General features: G+C 44.4%; 13 protein-coding genes. 8 read left to right on the plus strand and 5 right to left on the minus strand.

Annotated features, from left to right (window positions below; genetic code table 11):
- Window positions 1-2: 2 nt before the first annotated feature.
- The 5 genes from BLP33_RS17705 to BLP33_RS17725 all read left to right on the plus strand — a co-directional run bounded on the left by BLP33_RS17705 (window position 3) and on the right by BLP33_RS17725 (window position 8,973).
- A complete protein-coding gene (locus BLP33_RS17705) occupies window positions 3-1,325 on the plus strand; it encodes a vanadium-dependent haloperoxidase (protein ID WP_090531535.1) in 1,323 nt (440 codons plus the stop codon).
- A gap of 15 nt (window positions 1,326-1,340) precedes the next feature.
- Window positions 1,341-2,906 carry an FG-GAP repeat domain-containing protein gene (locus BLP33_RS17710; RefSeq protein WP_090531537.1) on the plus strand — a complete coding sequence of 522 codons (1,566 nt, stop codon included), beginning with the start codon at window positions 1,341-1,343 and terminating at the stop codon, window positions 2,904-2,906.
- Between the two features lie 16 nt (window positions 2,907-2,922).
- Window positions 2,923-4,476 (plus strand): FG-GAP repeat domain-containing protein, encoded by a 1,554-nt coding sequence (locus BLP33_RS17715; RefSeq protein ID WP_090532039.1) that lies wholly within the window; start codon window positions 2,923-2,925, stop codon window positions 4,474-4,476.
- Between the two features lie 169 nt (window positions 4,477-4,645).
- A complete protein-coding gene (locus BLP33_RS17720) occupies window positions 4,646-7,435 on the plus strand; it encodes a glycoside hydrolase family 2 protein (protein ID WP_090531539.1) in 2,790 nt (929 codons plus the stop codon).
- 218 nt (window positions 7,436-7,653) lie between these two features.
- Window positions 7,654-8,973: a flavin monoamine oxidase family protein gene (locus BLP33_RS17725; RefSeq protein ID WP_354437284.1), complete on the plus strand. Its 1,320-nt coding sequence runs from the start codon at window positions 7,654-7,656 to the stop codon at window positions 8,971-8,973.
- A 111-nt stretch (window positions 8,974-9,084) separates the two neighbouring features.
- Here the strand turns inward: BLP33_RS17725 and BLP33_RS17730 are convergent, their stop codons facing one another.
- Both BLP33_RS17730 and BLP33_RS17735 read right to left on the minus strand, forming a co-directional pair.
- Window positions 9,085-10,335 (minus strand): glycosyl hydrolase family 8, encoded by a 1,251-nt coding sequence (locus BLP33_RS17730; RefSeq protein ID WP_090531543.1) that lies wholly within the window; start codon window positions 10,333-10,335, stop codon window positions 9,085-9,087.
- Window positions 10,289-11,239, minus strand: coding sequence for a LysR family transcriptional regulator (locus BLP33_RS17735; RefSeq protein ID WP_175490051.1), 951 nt, complete (start codon window positions 11,237-11,239; stop codon window positions 10,289-10,291). The genes BLP33_RS17730 and BLP33_RS17735 overlap by 47 nt, the downstream gene beginning before the upstream one ends.
- An 89-nt stretch (window positions 11,240-11,328) precedes the next feature.
- Between BLP33_RS17735 and BLP33_RS17740 the strand changes: the two genes are divergently transcribed.
- From BLP33_RS17740 to BLP33_RS17750, 3 genes are read left to right on the plus strand one after another with little or no spacing between them, the layout of a single operon-like run.
- On the plus strand, window positions 11,329-12,732 hold the full coding sequence (locus BLP33_RS17740; protein WP_090532041.1) for a TolC family protein: 1,404 nt from the start codon (window positions 11,329-11,331) through the stop codon (window positions 12,730-12,732).
- A gap of 18 nt (window positions 12,733-12,750) precedes the next feature.
- Window positions 12,751-15,996, plus strand: a complete 3,246-nt coding sequence (locus BLP33_RS17745) for an efflux RND transporter permease subunit (RefSeq protein ID WP_090531547.1) — start codon at window positions 12,751-12,753, stop codon at window positions 15,994-15,996.
- A complete protein-coding gene (locus BLP33_RS17750) occupies window positions 15,989-17,116 on the plus strand; it encodes an efflux RND transporter periplasmic adaptor subunit (protein WP_090531549.1) in 1,128 nt (375 codons plus the stop codon). Before BLP33_RS17745 ends, BLP33_RS17750 begins: the two co-directional genes overlap by 8 nt.
- Before the next feature lie 346 nt (window positions 17,117-17,462).
- Here BLP33_RS17750 and BLP33_RS17755 read toward each other — a convergent pair whose 3' ends face one another.
- The 3 genes from BLP33_RS17755 to BLP33_RS17765 form a co-directional block, all read right to left on the minus strand.
- Complete coding sequence (locus BLP33_RS17755; protein ID WP_090531551.1) at window positions 17,463-18,893, minus strand: serine hydrolase domain-containing protein; 1,431 nt, start codon at window positions 18,891-18,893, stop codon at window positions 17,463-17,465.
- Between the two features lie 72 nt (window positions 18,894-18,965).
- On the minus strand, window positions 18,966-19,505 hold the full coding sequence (locus BLP33_RS17760) for a hypothetical protein (RefSeq protein ID WP_090531554.1): 540 nt from the start codon (window positions 19,503-19,505) through the stop codon (window positions 18,966-18,968).
- Between the two features lie 15 nt (window positions 19,506-19,520).
- The gene (locus tag BLP33_RS17765) at window positions 19,521-20,453 is read right to left on the minus strand and encodes an aspartate carbamoyltransferase catalytic subunit (RefSeq protein WP_090531556.1); all 933 of its coding nucleotides are present in this window, start codon (window positions 20,451-20,453) and stop codon (window positions 19,521-19,523) included.
- Window positions 20,454-20,496: the final 43 nt, after the last annotated feature.

Consider the following 20,496-nt stretch of genomic DNA (forward strand, 5'->3'; position numbering starts at 1 on the left):
AAATGAGATGCTTTAAAATATTTATAGCCGTTGCGGGTTGTGCCCTTGTTTTAGGTTGCGGTAGTAAGCCTAAAAAAACACCGATGATGAAAGATGCTGATGTTATACATAACAACATTGATCAGCTTACGCAGGTTATTATTTATGATGTGTTCAGCCCTCCCGTAGCAAGCCGTATTTATGGATATACCTCGCTGGCTGCTTATGAGGCAATACGTTATTCTAATCCCGGATACAATTCAATTACAGCTCAGCTGCGGGGCTTTGGTAAACCTCCCGAACCAAAGGCAGGGGTAAAGTATAATTATACGCTTGCGGCTACATCAGCGTTTTTTGCAGTAGCTCATAAGGTTACCTTCTCTATCGATTCGCTCAAAAAATATGAGGCCAAGGTTTACGCCATGTATAAAGACAACATGGATGATTCAACCTATGCCCGCTCAATGGCATTTGGCGAAAAAATTGGCAAGTACATCTTAAAAAGAGCAGCAGTTGATAATTATCCCCAAACCCGTGGCAAGCCAAGGTTTTTGGGCAACGATAATCCGGGTAACTGGCATCCTACTCCTCCCGATTACCTGGATGGTGTTGAGTTTTGCTGGGGTACTATGCATACTTTCGCCGTTGACACCTCAACCATGTTCCCTTTGCCTCCGCCACCTGCTTTTAGCGAGGATAAAAACAGCGAGTATTTTAGACAAACAATGGAGGTGTATAACCAAAGCAAAAACATTACGCCCGAGCAAAAAACTATTGCAAAGTTTTGGGATGATAATCCTTTTGTTATTGAGCATAATGGCCACATGATGTTTGCCAACAAGAAAATCACCCCGGGCGGTCACTGGATCGGCATAACCGCAATTGCCTGCAAGCAAACCCATGCTGATGTTGTAAAAACTGCGCAGGCTTATGCGCTTACCTCAATAGCTTTGTTTGATGCTTTTATTTGCGGCTGGCAGGTTAAGTATGAAACTAATTATATAAGACCGGTAACCATTATCAATGATAAAATTGACCACGACTGGTTGCCAATGCTGCAAACACCACCATTCCCCGAGTATCCGAGCGGCCACAGCGATATCAGTGGGGCCTCGGCTGTGGTGCTTACGCATTTATTTGGCGATAACTTTGCCTATCAGGATACCAGCGATCTGCGTTACATAGGCATGCAGCGCCATTTCGACTCATTTTTGAAAGCTGCCGACGAAACTTCAATAAGCAGGTTTTACGGCGGCATCCACTTCCGGAACAGCGTTAATCAGGGCGCTGTACAGGGCAAACAGGTAGGCGAATATATCTGGAAAAAATTAAAACTTAAAAATTAAGGGCTGAGCTATTTTATGAATTTAAAAAAAAGCTTATTAACCATATCATACCTTTTTTCATTTTCTGCAATATTAGCCGGTTTAACGCTCATCAATAGCTGCAAGCGGAAACCGGCATATCAACCTTATAAATTTACCGGCGATGTGATAGTTGATGGTAAAAACCTGGTACAATTAAAGTGTACCCGCTGCCACTCGTTAGTGCCTGTTGATGCATTACCTAAGGATGTTTGGCTTAACCACACGCTGGTTAATATGGCCCCGCTGCTGCATATTTCAACTTATGGCGGTTCGTCATACTATAAGGATAATCCGCTTGATACTACCGGCGCCACTATTGCCGAATGGACAGCCATTTTAGATTATTATAAAAAAGCTGCACCCGACACCTTGCTGCCGGCTAAAAAGCCAATCCCATTAATAAATGATTGGGCTGGTTTTACACTTAAAAAGCCTGCACGGGTAGGTTATACCGCTTTTACTACTATGCTTGCTGCCAATGCAGCTACAGGGCGTATGTATAGTGCCGACGCTGTGGATGAAAAATTGTATACCTGGGACAGTAATTTAAAAATGGACTCCCTCGCCAAATTTCCATCAGCCGCAGTTGGGGTTAGTTTTGACAAGGATAGTGCCGGGAATAATATAGGCTTTTTCGCCTGTATTGGGCGTATGGCACCGGTTGATTTTCCGAATGGTAAAGTAGTTAAAGTGAACCTTGATGCGCAGCATGTTAATAACGAGCAAACTTACATTGCATCTGATTTGCCCCGGCCTGTTGGCACAATAACAGGCGATTTTAATAAGGACGGTTTGCAGGATGTTGTAGTTTGCGGTCAGGGCAAATTTAAAGGAGGCGTTTACCTGCTTAAGCAAAATAAGGATCATACGTATGAGCAACAAACCATTTATGACAAGCCGGGCGCTGCACAAGCTTTAGCCGGCGATTTTAACAACGATGGCTGGACAGATGTAATGCTGTTAACCGGAAGCGGCGATGAAGGCCTTTGGTTGTTGTTGAATGATCAAAAAGGAGGATTTACAACCCGGAACCTGCTATATTTTCCGCCGGTTTATGGTTCAAGCAGTTTTCAATTGGTTGATATGGATCATGACGGCAAACTTGACCTGGTACTAACCTGCGGCTACAACTACCGTGATTCGAGGATTCTGAAACCTTACCACGGCTTATACATTTTTACCAATACGGGCGACTGGAACTTTAAACAACGCTGGTTTTACCCTATAAACGGTTGTACCAAAGCCATTGCCACTGATTTTGATGGTGATGGCGATATCGATATTGCTACGATAGCTTTCTTTGCCGATATGAAAAATACGCCTGCCGAAGAGTTTGTTTACTTTGAACAGGCTAAACCTTTAGATTTTAAACCTCATGCTTTGCCGATTAGCAACCTTGGTCATTGGATGTGTATGGAAATGACCGACCTGAACAAGGACGGCAAACCCGACATTGTATTAGGTAATTATGCAGATGGTTTTATGTTCCAGGATGGTTTTAAACCTAATTGGGATCAGCACCTGCCACTGATAATGCTTGAAAATCACGCCAAAAAGTAAAGCGATACCGAACTGTATGAGGAAAGCAGGAGGGGTGAGCATAATAAAACGAAACGTATTGTTGCTGACTATAATATTCGCAGCTGTTGTTATTGCCGCATTGAATAGTTGCGGCGATAATGAACCGAGCGACGAAGAACTTTTGGCCGACGCTAAAAAAACGGCGTTCCAACATTGCGGCAGCTGCCATGAACCACCCGATGCTTCTTTACTGGATAGTGCCACCTGGGACAAGCACATATTACCGGCCATGGGAGCAAAACTTGGCATGCGCTCCTTTATGGACCAGTATATAGCAGGTCCGGGGGCCACGCTGTCTCTTGCTGACTGGACAAAGATTGTTGTGTACTATAAGTACGCCTCACCCAAAAAACTAAAAATTCCCAAACCGGATGCTTTACTCGATTCGGCTATATTTTCGGTGAAAAGACCTGTTAATGTTGACACAAAATCAGGGGAGGCCATGACCACCATGGTTAAGTTTAATGATGTTGATAAGCACTTTTATACAGGAGATGCCGGCAATAAGCTTTACCGCTGGAATAGTGACCTTACAGCTACCCTGATAAAAAAATTCCATTCGCCAATAACCGATGCTACCTTTTATCAGTCGGCAACCGAACCTAACAGCGTCGTAGTTACCTGCATCGGGATACTTCCGCCTAATGATCAACTCAAAGGAACCTTAACACATATTAATCTCGACAAGAAATCAAAAGATACCACCCTAATGGCCGATAGTCTGCCACGCCCGGTTAAAAGTGCGGCGGCCGACTTTAACAAAGATGGCCTGATGGATTATGTTAGTTGCGGTTTTGGCCGCGACCGGGGTGGTTTGTTCCTATTACAGCAACAAACTAATCATACATTCAAAAGAAAGATCATCCGTGCAGTTCCTGGTCCTGAAATAGTTTATACCGGCGATTTTAACAGCGATGGCTGGCCTGATATTGCCTGCCTGTTTGCCCAGGCCGATGAAGGGATCTGGCTGTTTCTGAACGATAAAAAGGGAGGATTTACTACCCAAAATATCATACGTTTTCCATCTGTATATGGGTCAAGTAGCTTCCAGTTGGTGGATGTTAACAATGACGGCAAACTCGATATTGTATATACCTGCGGCGATAACAATGATTACTCGCCTATATTTAAGCCCTATCATGGAGTTTATATATTTACCAATCAGGGCAACTGGAAATTTATACAAACCTACTTTTACCATATCAACGGCTGCTCCAAAGCCATAGCCGCCGATTTTGATAAGGACGGAGATCTTGATCTTGCTGTAATAGCTTTCTTTCCTGATTATAAATATCATCCTACCGAAGGTTTTACCTATCACGAGCAGGTTAGCCCGGGCAAGTTTAAAGTACACGAGGTTCCCGTTAATTTATTAGGCCGTTGGATTTCGATGGAAGCCGGTGATATTGATGGCGATGGCGATACCGATCTGGTTTTGGGCAATTTTTCGGTAGGAGCGCAGGGCCTCATGAACCAAAAGGATTATAAACCTAATTGGGATATGTACGAGCCAATTATTGTACTGCAGAATAAAACAATCAAGAAGTAGGGTTTCATTAACCGTTTTAACAAGGACAGAGGTTGTCTTGATAAGAAACTGGTAAATTGATTACTAAAGCCCCAAAACGTATCATTTGTACAATAAATTGATAAATAAGTACCGCTGTATCTGGTTGTATGTTAAGTAGTTTTGCCATACTTATTTATTGATATACTAAATGAACAAAAGTATCCGCTCTGCTTTAAGTGTTATGGCAGCCTGTGTTTTGCCTGCCATTGTTTCGGCACAATCAGGAGTTGTAAAACAAGTTAAATTAAGCAATTTCGATCTGCAATCATCGGCTTTGGTAAGTGCACCAGGCACTGAACTTTCCAATACACAATACCACTCGCCGGTATACTGGTTTCCTGTAAAAGTACCATCTACAGTACTCACCGGACTGGTGGCCAATCACATTTATCCAGACCCATACCAGGGCCTTAATAATATGCTGATCCCTGATGCCTCCGATCAGTTTAATAAAGAATATAACCTGGAACAATACAGTCATTTACCCAATGACCCTAATCCCTGGAAAAAACCATACTGGTACCGCACTACTTTTAAAGTGCCTGCCGCAGATAAAGGCCGTCGTTTCCAATTGATCTTTAAAGGTATCAACTACCGGGCAGCTGTATGGCTTAACGGCAAGCAAATTGCCGACAGTACCCAGATGGCTGGTATGTTTGCTGAACATAACCTTGATGTAAGCAATATAGTTAAAGCTGGTGCTGAAAATGCCCTTGCCGTAAAAATTTATCCGCTTGATTATCCGGGATATCCTGCAAAGGAGCAGTTGAAAGCCCTCGGTCCGTTTTATGAAAATGGGGGGCCAACGGGTGATATCGGCAAAAACGTAACTATGCTTTGCTCATCAGGATGGGATTGGATCCCGCCCGTGCGCGACCGTAATATGGGGATCTGGCAGCCGGTTTTTCTGCGTACAAGCGGTGCCGTGACTATTAGCAGGCCAAAACTGGTTACTGATCTGCCAAACCTGCCCGATACCGGCATAGCAAAGCTTTCATTAAACCTGACATTAACAAACAATACAACTGCAACGCGTGGTGGTAAACTCACCATCAGTATAAAGCCCGAAAATTTTGCAGGCGTACCGGTTCAGTTTAGCCAGTCTGTGGTTGTACCAGCCGGTGCCGAAAAAGCGGTCGACTTAAATGCCGATAAGATTAGCCAGCTGATAATCCATCAGCCTAAATTATGGTGGCCTAACGGTTATGGTAAAGCAAACTTATACCGGATCCGTATGCAGTACGCTGAAGGGAATACTGTAAGTGACGATACCACTTTTGTATTTGGCATCCGCAAGGTGGCCTCAAAAGCCGAAACTACAGCCAATGGTTTTGTACGCCGTAAGTTTTATGTTAATGGGAAGGAAGTGCATTTGGTAGGTGGCGCCTGGGTACCGGATATGATGGTGAACCGCGATTCGGCCCGTTATGATTATGAGATGCACCTGTGCCGCAATGCTAATGTTAACCTGGTACGTATTTGGGGCGGTGGCGTTACTGAGCCGGACGCTTTCTGGAATGCTGCCGATAAATACGGGCAGATGGTATGGTCGGATTTTTGGATCACCGGCGATACCCAGGGCGAATTTAAAGGTTCGCCTGATTGGCCGCTGGCAGGTAACGTATTCATCAAAAACGTAGAAAGTACCATCTATCGCATCCGTAACCATCCGAGTTTATTGGTATGGACAGGAGGGAACGAAGGCCATGCCCGTAAAGAGCTATATGATGTAATGCGTAATGATATCATCACTTTAGATGGTACGCGTCCGTTCATTCCAAGTTCATCGGGTTTTGCCAAACTGCCTGCCGGCTGGAAGGGCTCGTGGCCTGATGAGATGCCATCGGGTGTTTACAGCGGTGGCCCGTACGAGTGGAAGGATCCTAAAGACTATTATAAGCTGGCCGATGATGCTAAGGATTGGGTATTTAAGGATGAAACAGGCTTACCGTCGCAGCCGCCTTATACTACCCTGCCAAAGATCATCCCTAATTTGGTTTGGGATACAAATTTGCCATTCCCGCTTAATAATTCATGGGGCTACCATGACGCGGCAACCGGAGCCGGTAAATATGATAAGTATTATGAAGAAATGACCAAAAGGTATGGCAAACCAAGTAGCATCGTTAATTTTTCGGACAAGATGCAGCTCATGAACGCCGTAGGCTACCAGGGTATTTTTGAAGCCGATGGTCATAAACTGAACGAAACCGGCGGCGTAATGCTCTGGAAGTTAAATGCGGCCTTGCCAAGTGTAATATGGCAGATCTACGATTGGTACCTTGAACCTAACGCAGGCTACTATACAATGCAAAATGCTTGCGAACCTGTTCACATTCAATATAATTATGATAATTCATCGATAGCTGTCATCAACCGTACGCACCATGCAACAGGCAGCTTAACTGCAACGGCCGATATTTATGATATCAACAGTAAACTGATAAAATCAGAAAAGGTTGGCAATGTAGGATTAGCACAAACCGGAGTTAAGGAAGTGATCCAGCTCAAAGATGCACTTGCCAATACCAAAGGTGTAAGCTTTGTTGTATTAAACTTAACTAATGCCACAGGCAAAACTGTATCACATAATGTTTACTGGTTATCGGCCACTGATGACTTTACATCATTGAATGATATGAAACATGCGCAGGTACAAGGCAAAGTGATCAAAGCTGAAAAAGGAGTAAGTGAAAATAAATGGACTATGCAGTTCACCAATAACTCCAATCAACTGGCATTTTTTGTCCGCCCGCAATTGATGAAAAACGGTGAGGAGGTAATGCCAAGCTACTGGACAGGCAATTACTTTAGCTTGGCGCCGCGTGAAAGCATCACGGTATCCGTTAGCGCTCCTGTAGCCAAATTGGGCATGGTAAAACCAACGATATTACTTGAAGGCTGGAATTTGGATAAGCAGGTGATAACGCTACCGTAAAACTTTTTAAACTTAATATTCTCGCAAAGGCGCGAAGACGCAAAGATTTTTTCTTAGCGGCTTTGAGCCTTTGCTTTTTGTCTTTGGCGCAAGTCTTGTGTGTTTGGATAGTGGTTGGGGGGGACTTGTGCCGCGTTCTGTTTTCAAAGTTAAATTTTGTTTAAGAATGACTTGTCATACAGGCGGAGCTTTAAAAATCTGCTTATCTTGCTCAACGCATTTTACATATGGAAAATACAGATGTAATTATCATTGGAGGAGGAGCAGCCGGCTTGATGGCCGCCCGTACGCTTGCCAAAGCTGGGAAGAATATTGTATTGCTTGAAGGGCGTAACCGACTTGGAGGTCGGATCCATACGCTGGAACATGGTACATCTTTAGAACCTGCAGAGCTGGGCGCCGAATTTATTCATGGTGATTTACCCATAACCCAAAGCTTGCTTAATGAAGCCGGCATTAAATATAATCCGGCCTCGGCCTCTATGTGGAAATATGAAGATGGGAAGTTTATAGCCGAAGGGCACGTTATTGAACATTGGGACGAATTTCTGGAAAGCATTATGCAGCTGAAGCATGACATGAGTATTGAAGCGTTCCTGCAACAGGAATTTTCGGGCGAAAAGTATGCAGGTCTCCGTGAATCAGTGAGAGGATATGTATCTGGCTATGACAACGCCGATCCAAAAAAAGCCAGCGCCTTTTCTATCCGTAAAGAATGGCAAAATGAGCACGAAGATGCGCAATACCGTGTGGAAGGTGGTTATTGCCGGTTGATCAGCCACCTGGCAGATGAATTTAAACAGGGAGGTGGGCATATCTACCTAAATGCCGTTGCAAAAGACATTGACTGGGGCCAACATCATGTTACGGTAAGCACAGACATAGGGATAACCTATCAGGCCCGACAATTGCTGATTGCTGTACCGCTTGGAATTTTACAGGCCGAAGCGGGACTGAAAGGCACCCTGAGTTTTGATCCCCCGGTTGATTATTATATTAATGCGTTGAAATCGCTCGGCTTTGGTGCGGTGATCAAAGTTTTGCTTGAATTTGACGAAGCGTTTTGGTACAGCGATGAAACCCGGAAAATGACCGGTGCCGATCTCGAAGATATGGGCTTTCTGTTTTCAAACGAGGTCATACCCGTTTGGTGGACCCAGATGCCTGTACATCGCCCGCTGCTTACCGGTTGGCTTGGCGGGCCACCCGCTGCAGCCCGTATAAATACAAGCGATGAAGATATGCTGATAGAAGCCCTTGGTTCTATCTCGAATATCTTTAAGATAGATATCGCGAAGCTGAAAGAAAAACTCCTTACCTGGAATGTAATCAACTGGACAGCCGATCCATTTTCGCGCGGATCATACAGCTACGATACCACAGAAACGGCTGAAGCAAGGAAGATTTTGAGTCATCCAATAGGCGATACCTTGTTTTTTGCAGGCGAATATTTATATGAGGGTATAGCTATGGGGACCGTTGAGGCTGCGCTTACCAGTGGTTTAAGGGCGGCGGAAATGTTGTTGGATTATGAGTAATTAAAACCATGTCATTGCGAGCGTAGTGTGGCAATCGTATACTATACAGAGCGGCCTTGCCTCCGTGCGATTGCCACACTACGCTCGCAATGACATGAACAGTTGGAGGCGCTATTCCACCTTCCAATAATTCCCACTCACAATAATCATATCCAACATTTTGATAGTATTATCGTAATAATCATAATCCTTCAGTTTAAAAGCCACGAGATAGTCCCATACCTTGTTAAGCCACTGCTGATTACTTTTGTCGACCATGGCAGATACCGTAAAGGGAGCAATAAAACTCAATGCTTCAAAGTATCGCCCTTTAATATCATTTCCTTCAAGCGTATACCCTGCCGAAATATTATCAGGGTCGCCGTTGGTAGTTTCTTTGATCCATCGGTTTATCGGGTTTACAAAAGCTTTTGCGCGCTTATCGCCATATAATAAATAATCAGTTGTTATGCGCCATGGAACACGACATGCATTGTAATTATAATAACCATCATACTTTGACTCCATGTAGTTGGGCTGAGCAGGCCGGGCTTTAGCCTTTATTCCTCTGATAAAATCGGGCACCAGGCCTGCATCCGGGCTGTAGTTTTTTTGCAGATAGCTGAATAAGAGGTAGTTGTTATCAATGACTTTCTGCCATTTACCGGTTTTTGAGGCACTTTCAAATGCTTTGAAATTGGCAGGCATAAAATCAGAAGCGCGCATATCATAATAATCTTCGCTATCTCCGTCGCTGCCATCGCTTAATAAAACAGAAAACGTTTTAGGATTGATTTCATAGTGCATAATTGCCGCCATCGCGATCCTGGCTTCCTGCAGGTAGTTGATATGGCCTTTGCTTCCCCATTGCTTATCAGCTAACAGAAGGGAATATGCGATATCTATATCACCATCGGTGGCGGCATCCCGGTCGTGGTTTTTACAGTTCTTTAGCTGGGCCCAGGCCATTAAATAAGGGGATGCTTTGGCCGGATGAGCTTTGTAATAATTATACAAGCCGTCGTAAACGGTTTTTGCCTGTTTATCATACCCGGCCATTAGCGCGGTAATCACCATACCGTAACCCTGCCCTTCGGATACGCACTCTTTCCCGGGCTTTTCAAACCAAACATAAAACTGTTCTTTATCGCAGCCCGGTTTTATATACCTGTGTTTCCATTGATCGTAAAAACTGGTTACCTGCCTATCCAACTGTTGCTGATTGAGGTGATTGGGCTTGATTGTACCGGAAGTATACTTACAATGTTGCGGAAACGGCCTTAATACAACTTGTGCATGAAGGCCGTTTACAATAAATATTATAAATAACAGCAGGCTATATCGCACGCAATTCGGGGTAAGCAGCAACCTTTTCAACATCATTGCACAATAACTCAGTTTTGCAGAAATGGTTCTTAAGACAGCTCAAAAAGTTTTGAATTACCGGTGTATCCTTACAAGTAGCGGCATACCACGTGCGTTTTGCTATACTGTGATGTAATGGTTTTGTAACAATGTGTTTACCGGGGAGGTATGGTTTCACTATCCAGTCGGCCATAACGCTTATTCCGAGGCCTGCATTTACCATCTCAATAGTGGCATCAGTATAGTGGATCCGGTTAAGTGTTTTGGGCTTTACATGCTGCTCCTGGATCAGCGTTTCGATGACCGGAGTCTCCTGGTAAGAGGGGTCATAAAGGGCCAGAATTAACTCCTGATCCTGGAAGTCGCAGATGTCAATAACGGCCTTTTTTGCAAGCGGATGATCGGCCGGTAAAATGCATATCAGGCGGTCTTCAAAAATGGGTTCATAAACGATTTGTGTGTTCACCATTTGGGTGCGCACAATACCCAGGTCAAGGTCGCCACGCATGAGGTATTCGAGCGGTCGGCGGCTGGCATCCGAAACTATATTTATGTTAATATCAGGCCATTGGCTCTTGAAATCCTTAATTACACCAGGCAGCCAGTGGTACGCTGTATAGCACTGCATACTGATATTGAGCTTGCCTGTTTTGCCATTTTTATAGTTGTTAATATCTTCTTCAAGGGTGCGTATTTCGGCCAATATTTTTTCCGAACTTCGTAGAAAACGATAACCCACTTCGGTAAGCTGAAGCTTCTTTCCCTGGCGATGGAACACCTCTATATCCAGTTCCTTTTCCAGCTCTTTTAACTGGTGGCTCAGGGCCGATTGAGTTAGGTGTAAAGCGCTTGCTGCTTTGGTCAGCGAACCCTCTTTTGAAATAGTATCAACTAACCTGAAATGATGTAGTGCAATATTCATTATTAGTTTTGCTAATGATTTACACAAAATTAATTCATTTTTTTCATGAATCATATAGATATACATTTGCCGTGTATAAAATACACCTCATGTTAAACACAAATTCAAAAAAATTACTCCTGTTTTTTTTGAGTGTTTCATATGTCTTACACGTACAAGCTCAGCAAAAAGTCCTTTCCATTAAGGATGCTGAACAAATGGCCCTTGCTAACTATGCTTCCATCAAGTCGAAGGCAAACCAGCTTAACGCCTCTAAGGCATACCTCAAAGAAACAAAAACGGAGTATCTGCCGGATGTAAATTTCTCCGCGCAGCAGGACTACGGAACAGTGAATGGCCAAAACGGACCATCGTATGGTTACCGTGGCTTGTCGGTATCCTCATCGGGGCCAGCTTTGGCCAAACAGAACTGGAATGCCGCTTTTGGGGCCCTCTATTTAACCAACGTTAGCTGGGACTTTTTCGCCTTCGGCAGATCAAAGCAAAGGATCGGCGTACAGAAAACCATCGTATCGCGCGATGAAACAGATCTTGCACAGGAGCAATTTCAGCACCAGGTACGTGTTGCTGCTACTTACTTAAACCTCCTTGCGGCTCAGCAACTTGCCAAAGCACAGCAGGATAACCTCAACCGTGCGATGGAACTGCAAAAGGTAGTAGTTGCCCGCGTAAAGAACGGTTTAAATCCGGGCGTGGATTCATCATTGGCCAATGCCGAGGTATCTAATGCCAAAATAGCGCTTACCAACTCACAGCAAGCCGTGCAGGACCAAAGTAATCAGCTATCTATTTATTTAGGGATACCCGCGCAGGAATTTCAATTGGATAGCGCTTTCATTACCAGGCAGCCCAATAACCTGGAGGCGTTAAGTGCTGTTGCCGCGACCGATCACCCAACTTTGAAATTCTATCAAAAAAGGGTAAACGTGAGCGATCAGCAGGCTAAATATCTCCGCACTTTCGCCTTGCCAACCTTTAGCTTGTTTGGTGTTTACCAAGGCAGGGGATCGGGCTTTAAGTCGGATTATGGCGTTGATCAATCAAGCTATACCGGCAGCTATGGTGCAGGTGTTGATCCAACCCGTTATAACTATCTGTTTGGTATTGGCATGATTTGGAACTTTACAAGCGTTTTCAGGACCCACTACCAGGTTCAATCGCAAAAGTTCACTTCGGAGCAATTGAAAAACGACTACGAACTGGTTGATAAGCAACTGGAAGCGCAGCGCACCCTGGCCGAAACACGCATAAGCAATGCCCTTAAAAACGTAAACGAGGTACCGGTTGAAGTTTCGGCCGCTAACAACGCTTACATTCAAAAATATACACTGTACAAAAACGGACTATCAAATATAGTTGATTTTACACAGGCGCTTTATACCCTTAACCGGGCCGAGGTTGACAAATACATAGCTCTGAACAATGTATGGCAGGCGCTGCTGTTCAAATCAGCAGCTACCGGCGATTTCGGGATTTTTATCAATAATTTTTAACAGTTACACACATATACAATGGGAATGATAAAAGGGGCGCTGCAAAAACCAATTACCATATTGGTTATAGTAGCCGGGCTGTTCTTCTTCGGTATAAATGCGGTACGGACTATCAAGATCGATATATTTCCCGATCTGAACCTGCCGGTTATATATGTATCGCACCCATACGGCGGTTTCACCCCAAACCAAATGGAAGCTTACTTTGGTAAGCAATATGTTAACCTGTTGCTTTTCGTATCGGGCGTAAAAAGCATCGAAACAAAAAACATACAAGGCTTAACGTTAATAAAAGTTACTTTTTACGAGGGCACAAACATGGCTCAGGCCGCGGCGGAGGTCACGAGTTACACCAACCGGGCGCAGGCCGCATTCCCGCAGGGCTCGCAGCCACCCTTCATTTTGCGCTTTGATGCCTCAACGCTGCCGGTTGGTCAGCTGGTGTTGAGCAGCGCTACCCGAAGCAATAACGAATTGCTCGATTATGCTTTGGTTTACGTACGTTCGTCATTTACCTCAATCCCCGGCCTTGTTGCGCCGGCTCCTTTTGGTGGTAACCAGCGTACTATCCTGATTAAGGTCGATCCAAACCTGTTACGCTCGCACAATTTAACACCCGACCAGATCGTGGCCGCCCTGCGCGAGAATAACCAGAATACCCCGGCAGGTAACGTGCGTATAGGCGATTACAACTACCTTGCACCTTCAAACACCACGATAAAGAAAATCCCGGATTTTGGAGATATCCCGCTTTATAAAAATGGGATCCAAACCGTATTTATGAAGGATGTTGCCACTATAGAAGATGGCGCCGATATCACCAACGGCTATGCACTTATTAATGGTAAGCGTTCGGTTTACCTGCCAATCACCAAATCGGCCACGGCCTCAACCTGGGAAGTAGTGCAAAACCTGAAAAAAGCATTGCCAAAATTCCAGGCCTTACTACCCGATGATGTGAAGCTGTCGTTCGTGTTTGACCAGTCGGTTTATGTAATTAACGCGGTAAAAAGTTTGGCCGAAGAGGGCGCGATAGGGGCGGTACTTACCGGGCTTATGGTATTGTTGTTTTTAGGTGATAAACGCGGGGCGCTTATCGTGATCCTTACTATCCCCACCTGTATTATCTCGGCTATTTTCTTCCTGTCGCTGGCACACCAAACCATCAATATCATGACGCTTAGCGGGCTTTCGCTGGCGATAGGTATTTTGGTGGATGAGTCGACGGTGACAATTGAGAATATTCACCAGCATTTTGATATGGGCAAGCCGAAAGCTTTGGCTATCTGGGATGCCTGTAAGGAGATCGCGTTCCCTAAATTGTTGATCCTGTTCTGTATCCTGGCGGTGTTTGCACCTGCATTTACCATGAACGGGATTCCGGGAGCATTGTTCCTGCCGCTGGCGCTCGCTATCGGTTTCTCGATGATCGTATCTTACTTCCTGGCGCAAACCTTTGTACCAATCATGGCCAACTGGATCATGGTAAACAAACATGAAGACCACAGCCATAAAGATGGTTTTGCAACGGAGGATGAAGGTGAGCCATGGGAACAAAAAGAAAAAGCCATGAAGGCTGCACTTGAACATACAGGCGGCGAGGTAACCCGCTTTGACAAATTCAGGGATAGCTTCATGCGCCTGATGGACCGCATGTTGCCTAACCGCAAGATACTGGTAACGATTTATGTAATCGTTGCCTTTGGCCTTGCTTTCCTGTTATTCAATATCATAGGCCGTGACGTGTTGCCTAAGGTAAACTCAGGTACCTTCCAGGTACGTTTGCGGGCTGCTGATGGTACGCGTTTAGAGCGTACGGAATTAATAGCTGTTAAGGCGCAACATATATTGGGCGATATTGTGGGTAAAAACCACATAGCTATAACTTCGACATTTGTTGGCTCGCACCCTTCATCATTCTCAACCAACCCTATCTATCTGTTTATGGCTGGTCCGCAGGAGTCTGTGATGCAGGTGAGTTTAACGGAGGATTATAAGGTTAATCTTGATGACCTGAAGGAAAAATTCAGGCACGAGATGGCAAAACAGTTACCCAACGTTAAACTATCATTTGAGCCGATTGAGTTGACTGATAAGATCCTGAGCCAGGGTTCGCCAACGCCTATTGAAGTAGCTATTACCGGTAAAAACAAAAAGCAAAATATTGAGTATGCCTTTAAGGTTATCAATAAACTTAAAGATATCAAATACCTGCGCGATGTGCAGATAGGTCAATCATTTAATTATCCAACTATCGATATTAATATCGACAGGCAACGGGCCGCACAGCTTGGGGTAGGTTTAAATGATATATCACGTTCATTGGTAGCTTCAACCTCATCATCAAGATTTACCGAAAAGAATAACTGGATTGATGAAAAATCAAACTTAAGCTACCTTGTGCAGGTACAGGTACCAGAATACCAGATGGCCAGTTTGAATGATGTTAAGGAGATCCCTGTACTGGCAAACCAGGCCCGCCCGGTTTTGGGTGATGTAGCTGATGTTAAAACAGGTACCACCTTTGGCGAAAACGATAACGTAGGCGCTGTGCCAACATTATCAGTAACGGCAAACATCAACAAAAAGGATTTGGGTACTGCAACCAATGATGTGCAGAAAGCCATTGACGAATTAGGCAAACCACCGCGCGGTTTAACAGTTGAGATGCATGGCATGAGCCAAACCCTTACCGATACGCTTAATAGCTTACAATCGGGCTTATTGGTAGCCGTATTGGTGATCTTTTTGATGCTGGCTGCAAACTTCCAGTCGTTCAAAATGTCGATGGTGGTATTATCAACTGTGCCGGCTGTTTTGTTTGGTTCATTGCTGCTGGTAAAAATCACCGGCGCTACGCTTAACCTTCAATCATACATGGGTATGATCATGTCGGTGGGTGTATCTATTTCCAACGCAGTGCTACTGATCACCAATGCCGAAGAGTTGCGCAAACACAACGGCGATGCACTGAAGTCGGCCCGTGAAGCTGTAGCGTTACGTCTTCGTCCTATCCTGATGACCAGTTTGGCCATGATTGTAGGTATGATCCCGATGGCTTCCGGCTTAGGTGAAGGTGGTGATCAAACATCACCATTAGGTCGCGCCGTTATTGGCGGACTTATCGCTTCAACTTTTGCAGCGCTCCTGATATTACCATTGGTTTTTGCCTGGGTACAAGGTAATGCCACAACTCAATCTGTTTCATTAGACCCGGAAGATAAAGAAAGTAAATTTTATGTCCCTTTGCACCACCATGAATAAGCTAAAAAATAAATCAATACTGCTGCTTGCCGTTTTAGCAATGGCAATAGGCTCATTGAGTGCCTGCCACTCGGATGATAAAGAAAAGAAAGAACAACAGGAAGAGCAGGAGCAACAGGAAGTTGTTGAAACGCCCACTGTACAAATTGTGCCGGTAACCAAAGGCAGGTTAAGCAGCAACATCACCATACCTGGTGAGCTGATCCCTTACCAACAAGTTGACCTGTATGCCAAAACCAACAGCTATGTTAAAAAGCTTTTGGTTGATATCGGTTCAGAAGTTAAGCAGGGCCAGTTATTGGCTGTGCTTGAAGCGCCGGAAATTAACTCGCAATTGGCTGCGGCGCAATCTCGCATTAAACAATTTGAAGCGGTTTACTTTGCCAGCAAAGCCACCTATGACAGGTTGGTAAGCACCAGCAAAACGCCGGGTACTGTTTCACAAAACGACCTGGAGCAAGCCGAAGCTAAAAAGAACGCCGATCAGGCCAATATTGATGCCGCTAAATCCGGCTTAAAAGAAGTATCAGCTAATTTGGCTTACCTGGAGATCCGCGCCCCTTTTGATGGCGTGATCACCAGTCGTAACGTTAACTTGGGTGCCTATGTTGGTCCAGGAGGAAAAAGTACCGATCCATTGTTTACAGTTCAGGATCAGGGCCGTTTACGTTTAGTGGTATCAGTGCCTGAAATTTACACAGGCGCATTGAGCAACAAAAGTGAAGTTAATTTTACCGTAAGAGCCTTGCCAAGCCAAAAATTTACCGCCCAGGTAAAACGTATAGCAGGTGCGCTTGATGAAAAATTACGTGCCGAACGTTTAGAAATGGACGTTTACAATAAAGACAAAAAGCTGATCCCGCACATGTTTGCCGAAGTAAGTGTACCATTGCCTGCCGGCGACAGTACTTATGTTGTACCTAAAACAGCCGTAGCAACTTCGACCGAAAAGGTGTTTGTGATAAAAGTTGTTGATCATAAGGCCGTTTGGGTTGATGTTAAAAAAGGCCTGAGTAATGGCGATAGTATCGAGATCTTCGGTGGCGACCTGAAACCTGATGACAAGCTGGTAAAAGTAGCTTCAGACGAGATCAGGAACGGATCGACCTTGAAATATTAATAAATTGAAGTTCGATTAGATTCAGCCTTTTGGATAGTGCGAAGAGAAAAGAGCCCGAAAACTGAAAAGTTTTCGGGCTCTTTTTATGCGAGTGATTAAATTCCCCCCTTGAGAGTAATAGACCAGCATTAGACAATTAGAGAAATTTAAGGGCGGGGATTGAGCGATTCCCTCCCCTGGGAGGGTGTAGGGAGGGGTTTAAGCGAGATACCTAATCGTTATCAAGGCGTAGAAACCCCTCCCTGCCAACACAGAATCCTAACGCACCCCTCCCAAGGGAGGGAACTGTCAATTCATGGGCCATTACTCTCGAGAGGGAAATCGCATAATCCCTGTTTCTTTTGTTCTATTTCCCCTCCGCCTGCAACTTCTTAATAATCCCCGTCCCCACAGCATCCGTACTTTCAGCAGCATTGGATAGTATAACCACTGCCAGTTTCTTATCAGCATTAAAAGCCAGGAAGCTACTGCTGCCGTAAGTGCCACCGTTATGGAAAATGTATTCTACACCATCAACCAAAATAATGTGCCAGCCGAGGGCTATTTTGGCATCTTTGCTGTAGGTGATTTGGTGGGTTAGCTCAAAAGCCTTTGATAGCTTGTCTGTACCATTTGCCATGTTTGCCTTTGCATATATCAGCAAATCATTTACCGTTGAATGGAGGGCCCCGCAGGCGGCAAGGGCGTTAAAATCCCAGGCTACTGTTGCATTACCGTATTGACTGTATACTTTGGTAAAATGGGGCAGTTGTAAAGCGCTTAAATGCTGTACTGTATTTTTCATCCCCAAGGGACTGCAGATCACTTCCTGCACCATCTGATCAAATGTTTTGCCGCTTACCTGTGATAGTATCATTCCTAATAAACCAACTCCCAAATTGGAGTATGCGTATTGTTCTCCTGGCTCACTGTTGAGTTTGCAGGTTTTTAGATAACTAAACAGTAGCCTTTTATTATAACTTTTATAGGGATTTGCTGCACTGGCAGAATCAAACTGAAGGTTTTCCGGGATCCTTGCCAACCCCGAAGTATGATTGCTTAGCGTTTGCAAAGTTATATCATTCAGTGCGACATTGGTTTTTACTGAATCGGGCAGGTATTGGGTTATGGGATCAGTTAACTTTACTTTGCCCTCGTTGGCGTAATAAGCCAGTAAAGTAGCGGTAAATGTTTTGGTAATAGAACCAATTTCGAAGATTGTATTGCCCGTTGGTAGCTGGTTATTGCCGCGGGCGGTTTCTCCGTAATTATAAGTGCTGATCTGTCCGTCTTTTAATATGCCTATGCTCAAACCTACTGTATTTACTTTTTGAATATACGGGCGGGCAATTTCATCAACCTGTTTATCCATTGGGTTGAGCAGTTTGTTGGAGGTAGGTACCTGTGTGGTTTTATCGGCTGTGACATCTTTAAATGGCTGAAACAGAAAAAGTTCAATTTTATTACCTGCATCGAGGCTCATAAGCAGTTGCAATGTTGCCGACTGAAATACCAGTTTGTAGGTACTTACTTTATTGTTAACAAAGCTGATTACTGTTGAACCTTTAATTTCATTTAAGGGGAACAATTGTTGCTCGGTAAGACTACGGAACTGGCCCGCGCTTACGGCATGCCTGAAGTTCGGCCCGGTTAAAGCATAAATGGAGTCGGCCTGCTTGGCGTTGAAGAATTTTTTCACCAGTACAAATACCGAATCGGTTTTAAATTGCTGATGACTTTGGGCGAAGGCTATGCCCGGGATAAACAAAAGTAAGATAAAGCAGAACCTGAGTTTCATGAAATAATTCGTGTTTAATTAATGTCGTTTAGTCTTTATCCTGAAGGGAAAAGTTGACTTACGACTACTGACTTAAATATCCTGGTAATCTTTGGCAAAGTAATTATCGGCCAAAGGATCGGTTAGGCGCACAAAACGTTTCTCATTGTATTTCCATTTCATACGGAATATGATAACGGCAATACCGGCTCCGATGATATAATTAAAACCGATAAAAGCAAACATATCGCCGGGTTCGGCAAGTAATGTGTGCATGTCTTTGCCTTTGAAAATTAGCCAGGCTACACTTGTGATAAGGGATATTGCCAATCCGAAAATAAACCCGCCGTCGATGATACAATAGTTCCACATACCGCGTTGGCGCGAGTGCTCCCACTTTTTTACAAAGCTAATGTTGTCGATGTCCTCTTCGGTGAGGCCTTTGGCCTTAAGTTTTTCGGCCTGGGTTAATTTATACTGATAACGATAGTAACCCTGTACAAACGAGAACGGGAAAAATAAAAGAAAGATGATATTGTTGTGGTCGTAAAAATACAGTGCAACAATAACGGCAAGATAAACCAGTTCGGTTTTGTAAGTATGTTTCAGATATGTTTTAAAATTGAATTTCATATCTGAAACATGCGCTTATATGGTTGGTGTTTGTCCGGCCAGCAGGTAAAGTACAGCCATGCGTACGGCAACACCATTTTCTACCTGGTCGAGGATGATAGACTGTTTGCTGTCGGCCACATCGCTGGTGATCTCCACACCACGGTTAATAGGGCCGGGGTGCATCACAGTGATTTCTTTATCCAGCGAATCCAGAATGGTTTTGTTAAGCCCGAAAAGCATGGTGTATTCCCTTAGTGAAGGGAAATATTTAATATCCTGACGTTCCAGCTGAATGCGGAGCATATTGGCAACATCGCACCAATTAAGGGCTTTAATAAGGTTGTGTTCAACCTTTACACCTAACGAGCCTATGTATTTTGGAATAAGCGTGGTTGGGCCGCAAACCATTACTTCGGCCCCCAGTTGTTTAAGGCAAAGGATGTTGGAAAGTGCCACGCGTGAGTGCAGGATATCGCCCACAATCACCACTTTTTTTCCAGCTACATCGCCGTATTTTTCACGGATAGAGAAAGCATCAAGCAAGGCCTGGGTAGGGTGCTCATGTGCACCGTCTCCTGCGTTTACGATTTGTGCTTTAACATGTTTTGACAGGAAGATCCCGGCGCCTGCGTACGGATGACGCATTACTACCATATCAACCTTCATAGCCAGGATGTTGTTTACTGTATCGATCAGCGTTTCGCCTTTGCTTACAGAGGATGATGAGGCCGCGAAGTTGATCACATCAGCCGAAAGCCTTTTTTCGGCCAGTTCAAATGATAAACGGGTACGGGTTGAGTTTTCAAAGAAAATATTAGCGATGGTAACATCCCTTAACGACGGCACTTTCTTGATCGGTCGGTTTAAAACAGATTTAAAGGTATCCGCAGTTTCAAATATCAGCTCAATATCTGCTTGGTTCAAATCTTTTATACCCAATAAGTGTCGTGTGCTCAGTCCTGCCATGTTATTTTGATTTCGGATTTCGGATGTTCGATTTCTGAATTTT

The organism is Mucilaginibacter sp. NFR10, from assembly GCF_900100445.1.
GTDB lineage: Bacteria > Bacteroidota > Bacteroidia > Sphingobacteriales > Sphingobacteriaceae > Mucilaginibacter > Mucilaginibacter rubeus.